General features: G+C 61.6%; 14 protein-coding genes. 12 read left to right on the top strand and 2 right to left on the bottom strand.

What is annotated here, in order from left to right:
* Positions 1-218 precede the first annotated feature (218 nt).
* The 3 genes from A9K66_RS24675 (at position 219) to A9K66_RS24665 (ending at position 3,823) form a co-directional block, all read left to right on the top strand.
* Positions 219-1,337, top strand: coding sequence for an NAD(P)/FAD-dependent oxidoreductase (locus A9K66_RS24675; RefSeq protein ID WP_067328766.1), 1,119 nt, complete (start codon positions 219-221; stop codon positions 1,335-1,337).
* Between the two features lie 160 nt (positions 1,338-1,497).
* Positions 1,498-2,286, top strand: coding sequence for an enoyl-CoA hydratase-related protein (locus A9K66_RS24670; RefSeq protein ID WP_067328764.1), 789 nt, complete (start codon positions 1,498-1,500; stop codon positions 2,284-2,286).
* A 1-nt stretch (position 2,287) separates the two neighbouring features.
* Positions 2,288-3,823: a 3-hydroxyacyl-CoA dehydrogenase gene (locus A9K66_RS24665; RefSeq protein WP_067328762.1), complete on the top strand. Its 1,536-nt coding sequence runs from the start codon at positions 2,288-2,290 to the stop codon at positions 3,821-3,823.
* 86 nt (positions 3,824-3,909) lie between these two features.
* On the opposite strand, the gene A9K66_RS24660 is transcribed toward A9K66_RS24665, so the two are convergent.
* Both A9K66_RS24660 and A9K66_RS24655 read right to left on the bottom strand, forming a co-directional pair.
* Positions 3,910-4,524, bottom strand: coding sequence for a Crp/Fnr family transcriptional regulator (locus tag A9K66_RS24660; protein WP_067328760.1), 615 nt, complete (start codon positions 4,522-4,524; stop codon positions 3,910-3,912).
* A 577-nt stretch (positions 4,525-5,101) separates the two neighbouring features.
* Positions 5,102-5,698: a hypothetical protein gene (locus tag A9K66_RS24655; RefSeq protein ID WP_197507517.1), complete on the bottom strand. Its 597-nt coding sequence runs from the start codon at positions 5,696-5,698 to the stop codon at positions 5,102-5,104.
* Positions 5,699-6,070: 372 nt separating this feature from the next.
* Here A9K66_RS24655 and A9K66_RS24650 point away from each other — a divergent pair, with 372 nt between their 5' ends.
* From A9K66_RS24650 to A9K66_RS24610, 9 genes are all read left to right on the top strand, one after another.
* Entirely contained in the window at positions 6,071-8,161 is a 2,091-nt protein-coding gene (locus A9K66_RS24650) for a polysaccharide biosynthesis tyrosine autokinase (RefSeq protein WP_067328756.1), read from the top strand.
* 21 nt (positions 8,162-8,182) lie between these two features.
* Entirely contained in the window at positions 8,183-8,746 is a 564-nt protein-coding gene (locus A9K66_RS24645; RefSeq protein WP_067328754.1) for a transcription termination/antitermination NusG family protein, read from the top strand.
* A 272-nt stretch (positions 8,747-9,018) separates the two neighbouring features.
* On the top strand, positions 9,019-10,767 hold the full coding sequence (locus tag A9K66_RS24640) for a hypothetical protein (RefSeq protein ID WP_245307676.1): 1,749 nt from the start codon (positions 9,019-9,021) through the stop codon (positions 10,765-10,767).
* Positions 10,768-10,951: 184 nt separating this feature from the next.
* Complete coding sequence (locus A9K66_RS24635; RefSeq protein WP_082954066.1) at positions 10,952-12,172, top strand: glycosyltransferase; 1,221 nt, start codon at positions 10,952-10,954, stop codon at positions 12,170-12,172.
* Between the two features lie 136 nt (positions 12,173-12,308).
* Positions 12,309-13,673: a polysaccharide biosynthesis/export family protein gene (locus tag A9K66_RS24630; protein WP_245307675.1), complete on the top strand. Its 1,365-nt coding sequence runs from the start codon at positions 12,309-12,311 to the stop codon at positions 13,671-13,673.
* Positions 13,674-14,060: 387 nt separating this feature from the next.
* Positions 14,061-15,884 (top strand): type I secretion system permease/ATPase, encoded by a 1,824-nt coding sequence (locus tag A9K66_RS24625; RefSeq protein ID WP_082954081.1) that lies wholly within the window; start codon positions 14,061-14,063, stop codon positions 15,882-15,884.
* Positions 15,884-17,230 (top strand): HlyD family type I secretion periplasmic adaptor subunit, encoded by a 1,347-nt coding sequence (locus A9K66_RS24620; RefSeq protein ID WP_245307674.1) that lies wholly within the window; start codon positions 15,884-15,886, stop codon positions 17,228-17,230. Before A9K66_RS24625 ends, A9K66_RS24620 begins: the two co-directional genes overlap by 1 nt.
* A gap of 59 nt (positions 17,231-17,289) precedes the next feature.
* A complete protein-coding gene (locus A9K66_RS24615; RefSeq protein ID WP_082954065.1) occupies positions 17,290-18,243 on the top strand; it encodes a sulfotransferase in 954 nt (317 codons plus the stop codon).
* Between the two features lie 72 nt (positions 18,244-18,315).
* Positions 18,316-19,821 carry a lipopolysaccharide biosynthesis protein gene (locus tag A9K66_RS24610; protein ID WP_245307672.1) on the top strand — a complete coding sequence of 502 codons (1,506 nt, stop codon included), beginning with the start codon at positions 18,316-18,318 and terminating at the stop codon, positions 19,819-19,821.
* The last annotated feature ends 59 nt before the right edge of the window (positions 19,822-19,880 follow it).

Below are 19,880 nucleotides of genomic sequence, written 5' to 3'. Positions count from 1 at the left end.
GTCCGAAATTTGCCCTCGTGTCTGAGCTGTGATGCATCATCGCGGGTTCAAGCCGCAAGAGCCGCCCTGTCACGATCGATAGCGCCATGGGAACCTGGCGCATGGTCGGTCTCGGAAGCGGCGGCGGGCACATCATTGCCCGATAGCAATGGACAACAGCCAGATGATCCTTGAGAAAGGGCTGTGAGGCGCCGCTCGCGCAACCGAATGGACTGGGCATGGAACGGGTTGACTGCGTGATTGCCGGTGCCGGCGTGGTCGGCCTCGCAATCGCGCGCGGCCTTGCCGCGCAAGGTTTCGACACGCTGATCCTCGAAGCGGCGGATGCCATCGGCACCGAGACGAGCTCGCGCAATTCGGAAGTCATCCATGCCGGCATCTATTATCCGCAAGGCTCGCTCAAGGCGCGGCTCTGCGTGGCCGGACGCGAGATGCTCTATCGCTACTGCGCCGAGCGCTCGATTCCGCACCGGCGCTGCGGCAAGCTGATCGTCGCGACCGATGATGCGCAGGAGCCGGTGCTTGCCAATATCCGAGCCAATGCCGCGGCCTGCGGTGTCGGTGACTTGCGTTTCCTCTCTGCCGCCGAGGCTCACAAGCTTGAGCCGGCGCTGCATTGCACCGCTGGCCTGCTTTCGCCCTCCACCGGCATCATCGACAGCCACGCGCTGATGCTCGCCCTGCTCGGCGAAGCCGAGGGAGGCGGTGCGATGCTGTCGCTCAACACCCGCATCGTGTCGGGCCGGATCGAAGCCGACCGCATCGTTCTCCAGACAACCAGCACGGGAAGCGGCGAAGATTTCGAGATCGCCACATCGCGGCTCGTGAACGCGGCGGGGCTCGGCGCTGTCGCGCTTGCCGGCTCGATCACAGGATTCGATCGGCGGTTCCTGCCCGGGCTTCGCTACGCCAAAGGCAACTATTTTTCAGTGGCGACGCGAGCGCCCTTTTCGCACCTCATCTATCCCGTGCCGGAGCCCGGCGGGCTCGGCGTCCATCTGACGCTCGACCTCGGCGGCACGGCGCGCTTTGGGCCTGACGTCGAATGGACCGATGCGCTCGATTACCGCGTCGACCCCGCACGCGGCACCCGCTTCTATGCTGAAATCCGCAAATACTGGCCGGAACTGGCCGACGGCAGCCTGCAGCCGGCGTATAGCGGTATCAGACCAAAGCTTTCCGGTCCCGGCGAAGCCAACAGCGATTTCGTCATCCAGGATACCGGGACGCATGGCATCGCGGGCCTGGTCAATCTATTTGGCATCGAAAGCCCCGGGCTGACCTCGAGCCTGGCCATCGCCGAGCATGTGACGCGCATCTTGCTGGAGCATCGCTAAGGGACATCGGAGCTCGAGCGAAAGCATGACGCTGAGAAGCCGCCTCAGGCCTGCGGACCGCCCTGATCGCACCGGTCGCAGCAAACAATATCCTTGCGGGCCTCGCGGCCGCTGACCATAGTTCGGGTATGAAGTTCCCAGTTAGCTTCCGCAGCACGAAATGAGTTCCGCGAAAGACTCCCTCCTTGTCGTCGAGAGCCGCCCTGTCGAGAAGGTGGGGCTGGTCGAAATCAATCGTCCCGAAGTGCGCAACGCGCTCAACCTCGAAGTGCGGGAGAAGCTGGCCGCCGCCGTGACAAGCTTTTCCGAGGACACGGAAATCCGCTCGATCGTCATTGCTGGGCGCGGCGGCAACTTCGCTGCAGGAGCCGACATAAAAGCGTTCGAAAAGCTCGGCTCGGCCGACATGCTTCTGCAGCGCACCCACCGCTACTGGGACGCGATCGCCAGGTGCCCGAAGCCGGTCATTGCCGCGGTCGAAGGCTTCGCGCTGGGCGGCGGGTGCGAGCTTGCCATGCACGCCGACATCATCGTCGCCGCACGGACAGCCACTTTTGGTCAGCCTGAAGTCAAGCTCGGCTTGATGCCGGGCGCCGGCGGCACCCAGCGCCTGCTCAGGGCAATCGGCAAATACAAGACGCTGATGCTCCTTCTCACCGGCGACATGTTTTCGGCCGAGGATGCCGAGCGTGCCGGCTTGGTCAGCACCCTGACGGATGAGGGCCAGGCCTTGCAGCATGCGCTGCAAATCGCTGAGAGGATCGGCCGTCTTCCGCCGCTGGCCGTCGAGCAGATCAAGGAGGCGGTCGTCAACGGCGAAGACGCTCCGTTGGAAACCGCCTTGAGGCTGGAACGCAAAGCCTTCCAGCTGCTTTTCGATACCGCGGACAAACAGGAGGGCATTGCCGCCTTCCTGGAGAAGCGCGGACCCTCGTTCAAGGGGCGCTGACTTGGCAGGCGCGGGAGGGGAGCCCACCAGTCGGATCGGGAAAGCCGGTGTCGTAGGCGCCGGGGTGATGGGTTCCGGCATAGCGGAGGTCCTGGCGGCGGCAGGCATCGATGTGATGATGGTCGATGATGCCCCCGGAAAGGCGGCGGCGGCCATCGAGCAAATCGCGTCGCGTCAGCGCGCCAGGGCAGCCGCCGGCAAAGTCAGCTCGGAGGTAGTCGAGAAGCTGCTCGCCCATATCGAACCTGCCGAAACACTTGGGCGACTGGCAGGCGCCGATCTGGTGGTGGAAGCTATTGTCGAACGTCTCGAGCCCAAACGTCAGCTCATCGAGGCGCTGGAGACAATCGTCAGGCCGGACGCCATCATCGCGACCAACACCTCTTCGCTGTCCGTCACGGCGATCGCTTCCGCGGCCAAGCGACCTGAGCGGATTGCCGGCTACCATTTCTTCAATCCCGTGCCCGTGATGAAACTGGTCGAGGTCGTCTCAGGAGCTCACACGGCGCCTGAGGTGGAGCACACGCTGGTCGAGCTTGCGGCCCGCTTCGGCCACCGGCCCGTCGTCGCCAGCGACACGCCCGGCTTTATCGTCAATCACGCCGGCCGCGCCTTCGGCACCGAGGCCCTGGCCATGCTGCGGGAGGGCGTGGCCTCGATCGCCGACATCGATGCGATCCTGCGCGACGCCGCCGGCTTCAGGATGGGCCCCTTCGAATTGATGGACCTCACCGGGCTCGATGTCTCCCACCCGGTGATGGAGGGTGTCTACAACCAGTTCTATCAGGATCCGCGTTACCGCCCTTCCGTCATCGCGGCGCAGCGTGTGGCTGCGGGCCTGCTCGGGCGCAAGACCGGACGCGGCTTCTATGCCTACGACGGCAGCCGGCAAGCCGTTCCGCCCGCATCGACACAGCCGGCGGAGACCGCCGGGATTCCGGATCGCGTCACCGTTCTGGCCGACAATGACACCGGCGAAATGCAAAAACTGGTCGCGTCGGCCGGCGCCACTGTTTGCGGTCTCCAGGATCAGGCGCTAGGGCGGGACGGCCTCATCCTCGTAGGGTTGGAGGGGCACGATGTCGCCGGCGCCGCGATGCGTCTTGGCCTCTCATCTTCACTATGCGTCGGGTTCGATCCCTATTTCGGCCTGGACCGTCACGTCACGCTCGTCGCGTCGGCGGCGACATCCGATACGGCCAGGAGCGCCGCCCTCGCGCTTGCCAAAAGCGCCGGCCGCAAGGCGACCCTGGTGAGCGATAGTTGCGGCGCGGTCTGCCAGCGCGTGGTCGCGATGATCGTCAATATCGGCAGCGAGATCGTCGAGCAAAAGATTGCATCGGCGGCGGATGTGGACGCCGCCGTACGGCTGGGGCTCGGCTATCCCCACGGACCTCTGGAGTGGGGCAACAAGCTCGGCCCTGCCCGCATTCTGCGCATCCTGGATACGATCCATGACCGCACCCGGGATCCTCGCTACCGCGCAAGTCTTTGGCTGCGACGGCGCGCCGAATTGGGGCTTGCGCTGGAAGAATAGGCTGCCGGAAGGAGACGATTTGGCCCTAACGGTTTGGGCAGTTCAGCACTTCCGCGCGCTGAACTGCCCGTGCCAGGCGCCTTGCATCAGCTCGAAATGTAGGACCGATCAAATCCGGCTGTTTTGATCAGTCCCGGAAGATCGTGCAACTCGACGACCCCGTAACGGAATGAGGCCAGGGCGGTCTGTCGCAACGTTTTCAACACGCGACTCACATGCACAGCCGAAAGTCCCAATGCATCGGCCAGTTCGCCCTGGGTCAGCGGGCATTCAAAGCGGGCCGGATAGCTCGTTGCCGATCGATGTGAGCGGCAGGCCAGTTCGAGAAGGAAATGGGCCGTGCGCTCAACGGCACCCCTTCTGCTGACGCTTGCTAGGTGTTCCGCAACCCTTGAATATCGATCCGCCTCAGCCCGCAGGATTGCTTCGCAGATGGACTGCGGATAACGCGCAGAACATGTACGGACGGGGCCGGCCAGCTCAATCGCGATAACGTCCGAGAGGGCCGTCACCGTATCGCCCGCTTTTCCGGCGAACTCGATCACCGCAATTTCGCGAGGAAGCGCAAAATCGACGATGAGACGTGAGCCATTCGGCAATGTCTTCGCAAATGCCGCCCAGCCGGCGATCATAATCAGAATAGAGGATTTGGTGTGGTATTCGCCTGCAATAGTCGCGTTGGCCGCATAGGTGCGGCGCACGGCTCCTGGCAGTACAGAGATTCCCCTTTCCCAGCTTGCGTCAGCAAGCGTGGGTCCTTTCACCAATCCAACTTGCTTCGATAAGTTCATTTCCCCGAATCGCCCAAGCCCATGATCCACCCCCCCGGGTCAACCTGAAGCTGCAACTATCGACTAGGCAAAAAGTTCCATCTGTCACCTCATCCGAATTGCAGCGCAGTCTACCACCTTTTGGTACAACCCTACACCCTTGGTATATTAAAGTCGCTCAGGCAGCACAGCTTTGGCTTGCAGCGCACGATGACTTCGGAACAACAACTCGTGCCGCACCGATGCCAAGCAGCATGCCGCGGCGTGCCCGCATGCCGTCGAAATGCAGGCCCCACCGCACCGATCCCGCATACTGCGCCCGACAGTATCGTCTGGACCATCGCAAAGCCCCCGGCGAGAGGCCGGCAGGATCTCGTCGGAGCAAGGACATTACGCGCGACGCCGCGGATGCAGTGAAAAGTTGAACCGCGCTGCTGAGACTCGGTCCGGACAGGCCGCCCGGGAATCTGCCGCCGCAAAACCGATCCTTGTCTTCGAACCTTTGTTGTCAGGGGCTCCCACCCGACGATGAGGCAAAATTGCGCCCTACCGATTGCGTTGACGCCGGAGCCGCGGATTCCGGTCGCGGACCGGGCGCTTGCAGCTCTTGCCAAGGCGGCCCTGGGATATATCGCGTCTCGTTGTCTGGATTGTCCGTCGCGCCGACCGCGACGGTTTGCACCATTGCTCCGGCTTCCGGCCTCCGGCGCGAACGCCTGACGCTGTAGGTCTGTCGCCGCTCCTCGGCGACTTCCAGGCCGTCTATTGCCGACGCGACCAATGCGAGGCGGTCCTCGATTTGCTTCATACGCCTCCAGGTGGAAAGCAAGGCCAATGAAACGAGGACGCAATAGGCGAGAAGGGCGGCGACCGCTCCCGCCCAATTCTCGATACCCAACAAAAGCAACATGACAGTGCCGATAATGACGGCAAGGGTCCCGTAGCCCAGCTGCCGGCCCTTAAGAAGAAGCATCAGCGGCAGGGTTGCCGCCAGCAGAAGAATGACCCCGGGACCGTCGAGCACCCAACCTGCAAAACTCGGAACGACTTCGCTATAAGTGTCCATGTCAACCTCAGAACTGCCGAGGCCGGCCGCTTCTCTCATCGTCAGGAGCATCCTTGACGATCGTAGCGTTGTAGTGGACCTCCCTGAAGGGCGAGAGGAAGGTGTCTCGGCGACTTCTTAAAGCTCGGAGAGGCATACGGGGTAGACCAGATCGACCTTTAGCCGAGTTACTACTCAATAATGGTAATGGCGGCGATGTCCGCGAAGCTGATATGTTTCTGCCTTACCGGTGACGCGATCGGTGAGTGGGCGCAGAAGAGCGATTTGGACATGTCGGCGGGACACCAACCCTTACGATTCATGCGTTTGAGAGCGCATAACAGCTAGCTGCCCGACCCATTTTGAAATGAACGCCATTCAGCCGACGCTGAAGGGCTGGGAGTTGTGCTGTCGATCGTGAGGATTCGGGAAATGGCCAGTCCAACTGATAATCCGAGGATGATTCGGGAATTCCTGCCCCTCGACGTCAGGGAAGTCTTCGATTTCTTTCTTCGTCGGTGGAAGCTGGTGTGCGGAATTGCCATCATCACTTTCACACTGTTTATGGCTGCCGCATATATTCTTCCAACAACATACACCGGCGTCTCTCAGATATTGCTCGACGCTCCGATCGACTATATGACTCCACAGGATTACTCCAATTCCGATTTTTCTGACAACCCAACATTCATTGAAAGTCAGATCGCTGTCTTGAGGTCTGCGTCACTTCTTCAGCAGGTCGTCGACAGCCAAAAGCTGACGGAAGACCCCAAGATAGGACCGGGGGCATTGATATGGCTCCAGAACGCGCTGGGAGTTTCGCGCGTCGGGCTTGGCAACGTCATTGAGCTTGATGTAGGCGCCTACGATCCGGAAAAAGCGGCATCGCTCGCGAACGCGATTGCCCAGGCCTATGTGGCAGATCGAATAAGGTCCCGTTACGAAGGGGTCCAGAAGGCCTCCTCGTGGCTCAGCGATCGGGCCGCCTATCTGCGAGCGGAGCTCAGCCGTTCGGAGCAAGCTGTCCAGAAGTTTCGGATCGATCACAATTTAGTGGCGACGCAGGCGGGCAGCTTGACTGACCAGCAGCTGTCCGAGTTGAACGTCGCCCTAATCAATGCGCGCGCCGAGCTATCCGAGAAACGTTCGCAATATCAGCAAGTTAGCAAGGTACAGGCTGCCGGAGGCGACATCCAGTCGATTCCGGACGTGCTGCAGTCGGTGGTGATTAACGCGCTCAGGGCTCAGCTCTCCGGAGTGACCCGGCGGGAAGCCGACCTCAAATTGAAGTATGGCGAGCGGCATCCCGAGGTCTTGTCCGCTCAGGCCGAGCGCCGCGACATCGAGGGACAGATCGCCGCCGAAGTCCAGCGCCTGATCGGCAATCTCAAGAACGAGGTCGACGCGGCCGAAGCTCGGGAGGCTTCTCTGGCTCGCGCCCTGGACTCGGTATCCAACCGCTCCGAAATCGAAGGTCAGGTTGGCGTCCAGTTACGCGATCTGGAGAGGATCGCGGCCGCGAACAAGGAACTCTTTGAGACGTTCCTGTCGCGCGCCAAGCTCACCGAGGAGAAATCCACCCTCCTCAACAGCGGCGTGCGTGTAATCACCGATGCCAGCGTTCCTGGCGCTCCGAGCTTCCCAAACAGGCCTCTTTTTGCGGCTTTGGGTGTGGTTTTCGGCATCTTCTTCGGGGGCGCCGGCGCCGTTCTGCGTGAACTCTTCGCTTCTGGCTTCATGGCAAAGAAGCAGATCGAGGAAGAATTGGCCGTTCCGGTTCTTGCGTCGATGCCAAGGATGTCAGGCTGGTCGAAAGACGTCCATGCTCAGCCTGTGGCCTATCTCGAGCGCAAACCGCTCTCCAGGTACAGCGAAGCGGTGCGGCGGCTTCGCCTCGGTATCCAGGCCACGCCGGAACTGGACCGTTCGCCGCGCCTGGTGCTCGTGACATCGGCGATGCCCGGCGAAGGCAAGACAACGCTGGCATTGAGCCTGGCTTGCTCGGCGGCTGCCGACGGCGAACGGGTTCTGGTCATCGACGCGGACTTGCGTCTTTCGGCCGCCACGGCCTTCTTCGGCATGGCTGACAAGGTCGGATTGGTCGATCTCCTGACCTTGCCGGTGAAGGCCGCAAACGCGATCCATCTGGACGAACGCTCGGGCATATCCATGCTGCCCGCAGGAGCAAGAACCCGCAACCCGCCTGCCCTTCTTGCTTCGGCGCGAATGCGCTCGCTGCTTGAAGAAGTTCGGGGAAAATTCGACACGGTGATCATTGACGCACCACCCGTCGGACCCGCGGCCGATGCCTCGATCCTGGCCAGGCATGTCGACAAGGTCGTCTTCGTCGTGAGGTGGCGGGAAACCTCGCGCGAGGCCGTTGCCGAAGGAATTCGACATCTTGGCGATCGGTCCAAGCTTGCGGGCATTGCCCTGACGATGGTGGACGAACCAAAGCTGCCCAGATACGGCCGTTACACGTCGCTCGAAAGCAGTGTCTCGGACAGTTACTACCTCAATTAGGGAAAGACACAGTATTGCGTCATGCTGCACACTAACTTCTGCAACAACGGTTTTCCTGACTCGGCGGACAAAAGTCACGGCGGCGAAGCTGCGCGCTGGTGCGTGGTCCAGACGCACCAGCATTCCGAGAGCCTTGCCGAGCGGCACCTGCTATCGCAGAACTTCCGGACCTATCTGCCCAAGCGCATGCGAACCGTCCGGCACGCCCGCAGGGTCAGGACCGTCTCCAGCGCGTATTTCGACTGCTATCTGTTCGTCTCCCTGGCTGTCCATCAGCAGAGCTGGTACCCGATCAACTCGACCGTGGGCGTCCGAAAGCTCGTCATGAGCAAGGGCATGCCGGTACCGGCGCCTTATGGGGTGGTTGAATCCTTGATATCGGCTACCGATGAGGACGGGATTTTGCACCCGGACATCCTGTTGAGGCCGGGCCAGAAAATCAGGATCATAGACGGGCCATTTTCGGACCAGCTCGGGGTACTTGATCATGTCGGAAGCGCCGGAGCGGTCAGAATCCTTCTCGACATCATGAACCGGTCTACTCCTATCACTATTGATCGGGACAAGTTGTCGATAGTGTCTTGAAACTACCCGGTGAGTTTTTACTCACCGCTTTCGTTACACAGATGCCGAAATACTCGGCAGGGAGTGATGAGTTGGCACCCAATTCACCCTCGGTGCGGTAGCCTGCGAAGGTGATGTCAGAACCTGCGGGCCGGCACTGAGACGATTGATCGTTCCACATCCCAGGAACACCAGCCCACCGAGGGGCTTGGACTTACCGCACGCCAGTTCCACGACGTTTCCGGCGACGACGAGCGAGTGACGCTCGCCCGCGACCAATCACGAGAAATCTCTTGCAAACACCACGCAAGTCCAAATCGGCAGCCTTCCCTCCGGCCGCGGCCGGAGACCTTCGGGATCGTCTGCAGCCGCAGCAGTATCGACGCTGGGCTACGGAGGCCAAGGCGGAGATCGTGGCGGAAACGTTGGCGCCGGGAGCGAATGTTTCAGCGTCGGCGAAGACTGTTGGCGCGGGCGCATTGGGCAGCCACTCAGGTGCAGCGCCGTATCAAACTGACGGAGACGCTCCTTTCAGGCCGATCGAAACGGCGCCGGCACTGCCGATTGCCAGCGAACTGTTTCGAGCACTCAATGAAGCTGGCGTGAGGTACGGAATTATTCAGGATCTCGCGTCCGTGCACGACGGATTTGCCGGCCGGGATGATCTGGATGTCCTTTTGGACAAGCATGACTACCCGCTCTTCTGCTCTATCGTCTGTCAATTGCACGGCCGGCGCGGCGTGAGCCTCTCCTGCTACGATAATGTCTGTGCCGGCAGAGAAGACTGGTTCCTGCCTGACTTCACGCATGGCCGCTATCTCCATCTCGACATGCATATCGGTGCCCGCGTCGGCCGGGAATTTCGCAAGCGCTATCCGGCTTTCGATTATGCGGCGATCACGCGATGGGAGGCGATTTGCGTCGACGGAGTATCGGTTCCGGTGGTCTCTCCCGAAGACGAGCTTCGAATAGCGATTGCCCGCTTCGCCTTCCGCGCCTCGGCGCTTCCATGGAGGCAATGGATCACCCTCGACGAGGGTTGGAAGCAGCACTTTGCGCGCCTGCCGTCCACGTCGGACGAGCACGGCTTGCAGGTCGTCGACTGCACGTTTGACGGCGCAAGAACGGTGCGCTGCAGGTTCCTGCAAAGCGCCGACGGCTTGGCCGCCCACCGCGGAGATCTGGCCAGGCTGCGGCGTTCGATCCGGAAAATGTGTGGTTACACGGGACGCCCCCCTATCGCCGATGCGGCGGTGCATCTCGTGCGCAAGACCTGCTATCTCGCCCTGAGATCCCTCCACCGCTTGCTGCCGGGGCGCTTTCCACCGAAGAGACGGCCCGCAGCTGGTGGATTCGTGGTGGCCTTGATAGGTCCCGATGGCATGGGCAAGAGCACTCAGGCTGCCCGGCTGAGGCAGATATTCGGGTGGAAATTCGGGTGTGCCCAAGTCTATGTCGGAACTGGCGATGGCAATGGATGGCGGCTTCGCAAGGCATTGCAGACCGTCGTCTCTCCCCATAGACGGCGCCTGAAGTCCTTGGCCCAGAACGATGGCAGCGATTCCTCCGGCCGGGCTTGGTCGAAGGGAGGACTTGTCGCTGCCGCGTTGGCGTTTTGGGCGGTTTTGATCGCGTTTGAGCGATACGCTGTGGTGAAACGCGCACATCGATGGTCGACGCGCGGCATGATCGTCATTTGCGACCGGTGGCCGCAGGCGCTCGGCAGGGGATATCTGGACGGGCCGACCATTCCCGCTCGCCTGTTCTCCGTCCCAGGCCTGTCAGTTCTCGCCCGGCTTGAGCAGCGACTCTACGAGAAGATGGCGGAACGCCGCCCACACCTCGTTTTGCACCTCGTTTCAGACTTTGCGGTCTCCGAACAGCGAAAGCCCGGGGACATCAGGAAAGAAGCGTTCGACGCGCGGCTATCGCTGATGGCGGAACTGCGGGCGAAGGACAAGGATATCCGGACCGTTGACGCCAGCGCCGGCATAGAGGCCGTCGGCCAAAAGTTGTTCAGGCATATCTGGCTGTCTCTCTGAGAGGCAAATCGGGCGGTCCAACCGCCCCGCATCATCCCCGACGTGCAGCTTTTACGCGATCGCACCGAACCACAGGCGAGCCCGGCCCGTGCCCCGAAAGCCGCGGAAGGCGCCCGGCGATACTCCCGCTCGATCCCCTCGATCTCCCGCCGCTTCGGATTTCATGTCCCTGAGGTACAAGCAAATGAAGATCGTCCATGTGATCACCAGACTGCTTCGAGCCGGCTCCGAGGAGAACACGTTGGCTTGCTGTCTCGCTCAGGCGCGGCACGGCCATGAAGTGCTGTTGGTTCACGGCGCGGAATACGACCCAAGGTTACGGGCATCCCTTGCCGGAGCCCTGCGAGTGGTGACGCTGGAAAAACTCATCAATCCGATCTCGCCATCCCGCGACGTTTCCGCCTTAAGGCAGCTCACCCGCCTTATGCGTGATTGGCGGCCCGACATCGTGCACACCCATCAAAGCAAAGCCGGCATTGTCGGCCGCCTCGCTGCCAAGGAAGCCAATATCCCCGGCATCATACACGGTGTCCACATCTTGCCTTTCGTGCATGTCGGCCGCGGGCAGAGGCTGGTGTTCCTGGCCGCCGAACGCCTGGCCGCGAGGTTCACGCGCGCTTTCATCGATGTCAGTCAGGCTATGCGCGACATCTGCATCGCCAATCATCTGGGCAGCCCCGATCAGCACCATGTCGTCCATTCCGGCTTCGATCTGGCACGCTTCGCGAACGCGCGGTGGCCGCAAGATCCGCATCTGCTCCTGGGGACGGCTGCCGGGGAGCCAAAGCCGCCGGTGGTCCTGATGTTGGCCGCGCTGGAACCGAGAAAACGCCACGTCGAGTTCATTGAGGCATTCGGCAAAGTCGTTGACCGAGTTCCAAACGTGCGACTGCTCCTCGCCGGTGACGGACCGGCGCGTTCGGACGTTGAATCGGCGATTGAACGATCCCGGTTCGCAAACAACATTCGCATGATCGGCTACCATAGCGAGCCCGAACGACTGATCAGTCTGGCGGACGTGTGCGTGCTGACCTCGATGCGAGAGGGATTGCCTCGCGTCATGATGCAGTATTTGGCCGGCGGTCGAGCCAGCGTGGTCTCGCATTTGCCGGGCGTGGAAGAGGTTGTCCGCCATGGCGTGAACGGAATTGTGACCCCGGCCGAGGATGTGGGCGCCGCGGCGGCGGCTGTCGCCGGTCTTCTCGAGAACCAGCAGCACCGCACTCAACTGGCCGACGGCGCGAAACGCACCGACCTGTCGTCCTGGGGGCTGGACGCCATGTGCGAAAGCGTCGAGCAGATTTATCAATCGGTGCTCGAGCCCGCCCCTTCGGCCGCGAGGCCAAACGAGGCGAGAATTCGCGACCGCCTCGCCGGGCAAACCTTCGGGCTGCACGGATTTTGATCAGCCTTCGCTGCTCCGATGGAATTCGGAATGCAGGCTTACTTCTCGAACCATAGGAAGAACCTCTTGTCACGCTCCCGCCGGCGAATGTCGACGGGCCCCGATGGCAGCAGGCTAGACAACCGGAGTACCGACGATGCGTATGCGTATTGACCAGCAATTTCCTCCCAAGCCTCTGCGGATGAAGGGCTGGTGCCGACGGCTAGTTTCCAACTTCGAACCCACGGTCGGCAGCATGCTCGCAATGATCGGTGGACTTGCCGTTGCCATTGTACTGCTCACCGCAAGTGCATCGCGCGCGGATGGATACACCTTCGACACCGGTGACATCCTGCGTGTGTCCGTGATCGGCGAACAATCCTATCCGCTGGAGGTCGTGGTCGATGATCGGGGCTCGATCTCACTGCCAATGTTGGGTGATATCAAAGCGCGCGGCCTGACCACCGTTGCCCTCTCGCAGGCCATCCAGCAAGCATTTCAGCAGCAGAAGCTGATCCTCCAGCCGTTCGTGAAAGTGGAGATCGGACAATACCGGCCATTTTTTATCTCCGGAACGGTGGCCCACCCCGGATCCTATCCGTTTCAACCCGGAATAACGGTTCGCCATGCACTCGCTATAGCAGGCGGGTTTCGCGCCAGCGCTGTGGGCAACACGGAGCCCGCCCTGGAAATAGCTGATCTGCGAAGCGCGCGTTCAAACCTGGCGCTTGAAGAATATCGCCTGAAGGTCCGTCTTGCTCGGCTCCAGGCGGAAAATCGACTGGAAAAGTCCTTCGTCGCTCCTCCCGATTCGCCGGTCGAGTTTGGCGGGCAATTGATTGACGGCATCATCGCGTCTGAACAGCAGCAGTTGGACGCCCGGCTTGCCGCGTATCGGGATGACGTTTCCTACCTGGAGGCCTCGCTGGATCGGGCGAAGAAGGAAGCGGCCATGCTAGCCGCGGCCAGGGAAGAACGTGAAAAGACCGCGAACATCCAACTGCAAGAACTACAGTCTGCCCGGTCTCTGCGGGAAAAGGGTTTGATAACGAACTCGAATGTGTTGACGGCGGAACGAGCACATACCAGCTATCGGGCTGAACTGGCGCAGACGGAATTGCAGCAGGAACAGGCGCAGCAGGCGATGCTGAACGCTGAAAGCGAGCTGCGAAAGAAGCACCAAAGTCACGAAATGGAATTGATCGGCCAGACCCAGGACGCGCAAGTTGAGCTCGGAAAAATCCAAAGTCAAATCAGATACGTGGCCGACAAGCTTCTCTTTATCTTCACTTACGGCGAACAGAGAACCTTCGACGACCTGCAGGGCTCGGTGAGGATTTCCATCTTCAGGCGCGACCAGAAGATCGCCCACGACATCGTCGCCGATCAAAACACGGAAGTGAGAGCTGGCGACGTCATCGAGGTTTCCGTCGTGGCCAACAAGGGGTTCTACGCTCCGGACTCTGGTACCTCTCCCAAAGTGCAAAATCCGGCCGTCCAGCGCAGCATGGTCGGCCAATAGAGCAGCAGATATCTTCGGAATTTTGACGTGATCTTTGGCACAGTATTGACGGCCTTTGGAGCGCGTCCCCGCCGGGCGAATTTCCATGCCAAGACGAAGCAGCGGCCGCCAAAGCGCCCCCGCACAACTGCGCGCCGCAAGAAGTCGAGCAAGGCCCCGCGCCGCCGCCTCATCGTCCGACTTCCCGCTGCAATCCTGCTCCTTCTCGCCGCCGCGCTTGCGGGTGCGGAGTTTCTGCCACGCTTTGTTGATCTCGCCAGGGTTTCGCAGACGCGACCCTGGACGGACCTCGTGGCTGGCTGGCGCTATTTTTCCGATCCGCGGGCCTTGCTAGCCGGTCCGGGTGCCCTCCAGGTTTTCGTGGCGGTCGCGGCCCTTGGTCTGCTCATGGCAGCCGTCCGCAGCGCAAGGCGGAGACGAAGAAACGACTTGCCCGGCGCATTCGCGAACGCCGGCGCCCCGTCCTCGACCAAGGAACCGGCGCCCGGCTCCGAACTGGCCAGTTCGTTGCGCTCCTGCAAGGCAGCCTTCGCGGGCGTTGCAGTTTTCAGCGGCGTGAGCAACATCCTCATGCTGACCGGCGCAATGTTCATGTTGGAGGTCTACGACAGGGTGCTGCCGAGCCGCAGCGTCCCCACTCTGATCGCCATGGCAATACTGGCCGGCGTTCTGTTTGCCGGGCAGGCGGTCATCGACCTCGTGCGCGGCCGCATCATGAACCGGATCGGTGCTGAGTTGGACGAAGCGGTTGGGGGACGCGTATTCACCGCCGTTTCGAAATTGCCCCTGTACATCGGCCAGCAGGGAGATGGATTGCAGCCGCAACGCGATCTCGACAACATCCGTACTTTTCTGTCGAGTGCCGGGCCTGGCACCCTGTTCGATCTTCCCTGGCTGCCCTTCTATCTGGCGATCATCTGGAGCCTTCATCCGACCCTCGGGACAACCGCCGCTTGCGGCGCGTTGGTGCTGGTGACGCTGACGGTCGCGACGGAGATCCTCACGCGCAGACCGATGGGCGCCGCGGTTCAAAGCAGCGTGAGGCGCAACAGCTTGGCCGAGGCCAGCCGCCGCAACGCGGAGGTGCTTCAGGCGATGGGCATGGGCAGGCGCCTGCACGACCACTGGCGCGAAGCGAGCCGCGAACATCTTGCGCTGCAACAGCGTGTCAGCGACATCGTTGGCGGTTTCGGCAGTTTCGCTCGCGCGTTGCGACTGATGCTTCAGTCGGCGATGCTGGGTGTGGGCGCCTGGCTCGTGATCGAGGGCGAGGCGACCTCCGGGATCATCATCGCCGGCTCCATCCTTGTAGGCCGTGCGCTGGCGCCCGTCGATCTTGCCATCGCCCATTGGCGCAACTTCGTCGGGGCGCGACAGAGCTGGAGCAGGCTGAGCAAATTGCTCGCCCGGTTGCCGCAGGACGCTCAACCGATGGCGCTTCCGGTGCCCGGGTCGAAGTTGACTGTGGAGCGCATCGCGATCGGTGCGCCGGGCGCGCAACGCATCATCGTGCAAGGTGTGGAATTCAGCCTGGATGCCGGCTCGGTGCTAGGCATCATAGGACCAAGCGGTTCCGGCAAATCGAGTCTGGTTCGCGGGCTGGTCGGCGCATGGCGACCGTTGGCGGGCCGTATCAAGCTGGACGGTGCCGCTCTCGACCAGTGGTCGTCGGAGCGGCTGGGCCGCTACATAGGCTACCTTCCGCAAGACGTCGAACTGTTCGCGGGAACGGTTGCCGACAATATCGCGCGCTTCGATCCCGGGCCGGACCCGCAGGCCATTGTCGCAGCCGCCCGCGCCGCGGGCGTCCACGAGCTCATCATCGGTCTCCCCAATGGCTACGAGACGCAGATCGGAGAGGGCGGAGCCGCGCTTTCAGCCGGCCAGCGTCAGCGCATTGCGCTGGCGCGCGCGCTCTATGGCGATCCGTTCCTGGTGGTCCTCGACGAACCCAACTCCAATCTCGATGCCGAAGGTGAAATAGCGCTTGCCGCGGCCATCCTCGCAATCAAGGCCCGCGGCGGCATCTTAGCGATCGTGGCGCATCGGCCGAACATTCTCAGCACAGTGGATTTCCTGCTCGTGATGAAAGAAGGCCAGACGCAGATGTTCGGCACCAGGGAAAGCGTTCTGTCGACATTCTTGCCCGCGCCACAGACCGTGACCGCAGGCCTGCAGCCGGTTTTCAAGCTCACTCCGACACCGCGTTGATGGCTGACCCGGATTGGAATGGGGAAATGACAGCTGCCCTTTCGAACGTGTCGCTTTTGAACCGACGGTCGATCCGTCGCAATCTGCTGGGCGGCACGACCATCGTCGCATTGCTCGTCGGCGGAATGGGAGTCTGGGCCGGGACGGTGGATATTTCGGGAGCGGTGATTTCGCACGGCACGGTGGTCGTCGACAGCAGCGAAAAGAAGGTTCAACACCCGACCGGCGGTGTGGTCGGCAAGATTTTTGTGCGCGACGGCGACCACGTCAGGGCCGGAGACGTTCTGGTCCAGCTCAGCGACACCGTTCCGCGTGCCAGCCTGGCCTACGTGACGAAGAACCTGGATGAGCTCTATGCGCGAAAATCCCGGCTCGAGGCCGAGCGTGACGGCAGCGAGCGCATCACGCTTGCTCCGATGCTTGTCGCGAGAATGAACGACCCTGAGATAGCTGCCACGGTGGCGAGCGAACAGCGGCTGTTCGAGCTTCGTCGAACCGAGGTGTCTGGCAACAAGGCGCGCCTGCGCGAACGCATCGAGCAGTTCGGGAAGCAGATCGAAGGCTATTCGGCGCAGGAATCGGCAAAGACGAAGGAGATCAAGCTGATCAACGACGAGCTCGTCGACATACGCAGTCTTGTCGAAATGAAACTCACCCTCAAATCGAAGCTGACCGAATATGAACGTGAGGCAACGCGCATCGAGGGTGAGCGGGCGCAACTTGTGTCGAGCATTGCGCAGGCAAAGGGAGCGATCGCCGAAATCGAGCTGCAGATCCTGCAGCTGGACAAGGAGTTTTCCAGCGAGACCGGGAGCGATCTGCGCGATGTCGAGGCCAAGATCGCCGAGTTCGAGGAGCGCAAGGTCGCCGCCGAGGACCAGCTGTCGCGCATTGATATTCGCGCCCCCGCCAGCGGCACGGTCCATCAATCCGCAGTCCATACCGTTGGCGGCGTGATTGGCGCGGGGGATCCGATCATGCTGATCGTGCCCGACACCGATGCTCTCGCGGTCGAGGTAAAGGCCGCACCTCAGGACATCGATCAGCTCTCGATCGGTCAGCGCGCGCTTCTTCGCTTCACGGCTTTCAACGTCCACACCACGCCCGAAACGGAAGGTATGGTCTCCATGATCGCGGCAGACGTGACGCGCGATCAGCATACCAACGAAATCTACTACACGGTGCGCATCACCCCCGACCCCCACGAGCTGAAGAAGCTTGGAGCGCTCTCGCTGGCGCCCGGCATGCCGGTGGAAGCGTTCGTACGGACTGGCGACCGCAAGGTGCTCTCATACCTGATGAAGCCTTTGACGGACCAGATGATGCGTGCGTTCAGAGACCAGTAGCAGCGCGTTGTCGTGCGCATCCGTGCATCCTGGTTGACCTTTAGCGATAGGGGCTTGTCATGACGACAGCAGAGTTGAAACCTCCGATTTTTCTGATTGGCAACTACCGGTCGGGCACCACCATCACGCAGAAATTGATCGGGCTGCACCCGGATGTCGTCACCTGGTACGAGCCAAAAACATTGTGGCTCTATGCCGATCCGGCGCGCCGGCATGACGAATTTGTCAAAGCCGATGCCAGCGAGAAGGTCGTGCGCTACATTCGCAACCGGTTCCTCGACTATCAGCTGCGGAACGGCAACCGGCAAATCATGGAAAATACGCCCGCCAACGTCTTGCGCGTGCCATTTATCCACCAGATATTCCCAGAAGCTATATTTCTATATATTACAAGGAATCCGTTTTCCTATATAAGCTCCATGGAACTTAAGTGGCAGCGCGCAAAAAGTTTCAAAGGTCTTCTGCGACTATTGAAAGAAACGCCGGCCACACAAGTCCATTACTACGTGGGAGACGTCGTAAAGCAGATAGTCGCCAAGAGGATATTACACAGAAAATACACGTCGATCTACGGACCGCGCTACAAGGGAATAGATCGGGATTTGCAGGAGCATCAAAAATTGACAGTGATCGCGCGCCAGTGGGCGCGCGGCAATCGAATGGCCCGAGAGGATCTCGCCAGGCTGGGCGAAGGCCGCGTGCTGTCGTTTCGCTATGAGGATCTGATACAGGATCCCGAGTTGGTCTTGCGCCGTATCTATGAACATTGCGGGCTGCATTGCTCTGACGACATCCTTCGCGTGGCGAAGGAGATGATCGATCCCGGCCGCCAGCAGAAGTGGCTGCGCCTGGATGCGAACGAACTGGCGGCGATCATCCCCGAGGTGCGGGATGAGATGGGATTCTACCGCTACGAGATCCCCCCGTCCCTTCTCGTCGGGCATGGCTCGCGGCCCACGCGGGCGCCGTTGGCGTTTCAGCATGGCCATCCGAATATCCCCTCCCCCCGCTGAGCGGTTCCGGGGAGATGCATGGCCGCCCTTCTTTGGTCGGTCGAGTAAGCAAGGCGGCATGTGGAGATTGGCGTGAGCGACATCCGGCGCGGGCTGGCAAAACGCAGTGTCGTAGGCATGTTCTGGACGGGCCTGTCCATGGGCGCCTTGGCGGTTGCCGAGCTTGTCGCCCTCGTCCTCCTGGCCCGGTTGCTCTCGCCCAACGAGTTCGGTCTCTACTCCGCGGCACTGATCGTCATCAAGTTTTCGGCCATCTTCCAGGGCCTCGGCATCACGCCTGCGATCGTGCAGCGACCTGTACTGGAGGAGCGGCATCTCCGGGTCGGATATACCCTGTCGCTCTTCCTTGGGCTTACCGTAACCGCTCTGGTATGGGCGTTGGCACCCGCTATTGCCGGTCTTCTTCGCCTGCCCGAGCTCACTCCGATCGTGCGTGCGGTCTGCTTCATCTTTCTTTTCCAAGGAGCCTCCATGGTGGCCCTGGCCTCGGCCCAGCGTGCCTTGCGGTTCCGTTGGCTCGCGCTTGTCGACGCGGTCGCTTTCGCCATCGGCTACGTGGTCGTCGGTCCAGTGCTGGCTTGGCTCGGCTTCGGTATCTGGGCACTTGTCGCAGCGATCCTGGTCCAGCAGTTGTTCCGCACGATCGTGCTGCTCGTCGGCCAGCGGCACCCGATGCGGCCGTTGCTCGAGCGGAGCGCGATTTTCGAACTGCTCTATTTTGGCGGCGGCTTCACCATTGCGCGGGTCTGCAACTACCTTGCCACTCAGGTGGACAGGCTTGTCGTGGGCCGCTATCTCGGCGCCGATGCGCTCGGTGTCTACGGTTTGTCGTCCCAACTCATGACCACTCCGGCGGTGATCGTCGGCCAGGTTCTCGATCGCGTGCTGTTCCCCACCATGGCGCTGGTCCAGGAAGAGCCCGTCAGGCTTGCGCGCGCTTATCGCAGCGCGGTCGCCGGTTGCAGCCTGCTTGTCCTGCCGGCCAGCGTGGTGGTGGCGATCGTCGCACCCGAATTGGTTCGGGTCATTCTCGGACGGGGCTGGGAGGGCGTGGTCGGCCCCCTCCAGATCCTGGCGTTCAGCATGCTGTTCCGCACGAGCTACAAGCTTAGCGATTCCGTCTCGCGGGCAACCGGAACGGTTTACGCCCGGGCCTGGCGCCAGGCTGTTTTCACCGTCGGGGTCTGCATCGGAGCCTTCATAGGGCAATTCTGGGGCGTGGAAGGGGTGGCGTTCGGTGTCGGCCTGGCATTCGGGGCCAATTTCTTTCTCATGGCGCAGCTGAGTCTCCGCGTGACCGGGATGACGTGGGCAAATTTCTTCCTTGCGCACCTGCCTGGCGTCGCGCTCGCCGGCGTTGTCGGAACCGGTATCTGGGCGTTCGTGGACTGGCTTCGCGCCCTCCATCTATCGCCTCTTCCGCTGCTCATCGATACGGCATTGCTGGCCTCTGTGGGGGGCTTGCTGTTGTGCTGGCTCCTGCCGTCGCTGTTCCTTGGGCGGGAAGGCCTGTCACTGTTGCGCCTGCTCGCGGCAGTCGTGCCCGCATGGCCAAGACTGAGGCAGGCAACAGACTGATCAGCGGCGGAACTCGAGGTCAGTTCCCAGGATCACGTTCTTCACGCGCAACGACGCCA

Origin of the sequence: Mesorhizobium sp. AA23 (assembly GCF_001672435.1) — a bacterium.
Lineage (GTDB): Bacteria > Pseudomonadota > Alphaproteobacteria > Rhizobiales > Rhizobiaceae > Mesorhizobium.
This window is presented reverse-complemented; position numbering and strand designations above follow the sequence as displayed.

What these genes read in the sequence shown, in the direction of transcription:
- A9K66_RS24675 (WP_067328766.1), top strand. Translation starts at nt 219, where the DNA reads ATGGAACGGGTTGACTGCGTGATTGCCGGTGCCGGCGTGGTCGGCCTC.
- A9K66_RS24655 (WP_197507517.1), bottom strand. Translation starts at nt 5,698, where the DNA reads ATGAGAGAAGCGGCCGGCCTCGGCAGTTCTGAGGTTGACATGGACACT.
- A9K66_RS24620 (WP_245307674.1), top strand. Translation starts at nt 15,884, where the DNA reads ATGGCTGACCCGGATTGGAATGGGGAAATGACAGCTGCCCTTTCGAAC.
- A9K66_RS24650 (WP_067328756.1), top strand. Translation starts at nt 6,071, where the DNA reads ATGGCCAGTCCAACTGATAATCCGAGGATGATTCGGGAATTCCTGCCC.
- A9K66_RS24635 (WP_082954066.1), top strand. Translation starts at nt 10,952, where the DNA reads ATGAAGATCGTCCATGTGATCACCAGACTGCTTCGAGCCGGCTCCGAG.
- A9K66_RS24615 (WP_082954065.1), top strand. Translation starts at nt 17,290, where the DNA reads ATGACGACAGCAGAGTTGAAACCTCCGATTTTTCTGATTGGCAACTAC.
- A9K66_RS24625 (WP_082954081.1), top strand. Translation starts at nt 14,061, where the DNA reads ATGGCAGCCGTCCGCAGCGCAAGGCGGAGACGAAGAAACGACTTGCCC.
- A9K66_RS24630 (WP_245307675.1), top strand. Translation starts at nt 12,309, where the DNA reads ATGCGTATGCGTATTGACCAGCAATTTCCTCCCAAGCCTCTGCGGATG.
- A9K66_RS24645 (WP_067328754.1), top strand. Translation starts at nt 8,183, where the DNA reads ATGCTGCACACTAACTTCTGCAACAACGGTTTTCCTGACTCGGCGGAC.
- A9K66_RS24670 (WP_067328764.1), top strand. Translation starts at nt 1,498, where the DNA reads ATGAGTTCCGCGAAAGACTCCCTCCTTGTCGTCGAGAGCCGCCCTGTC.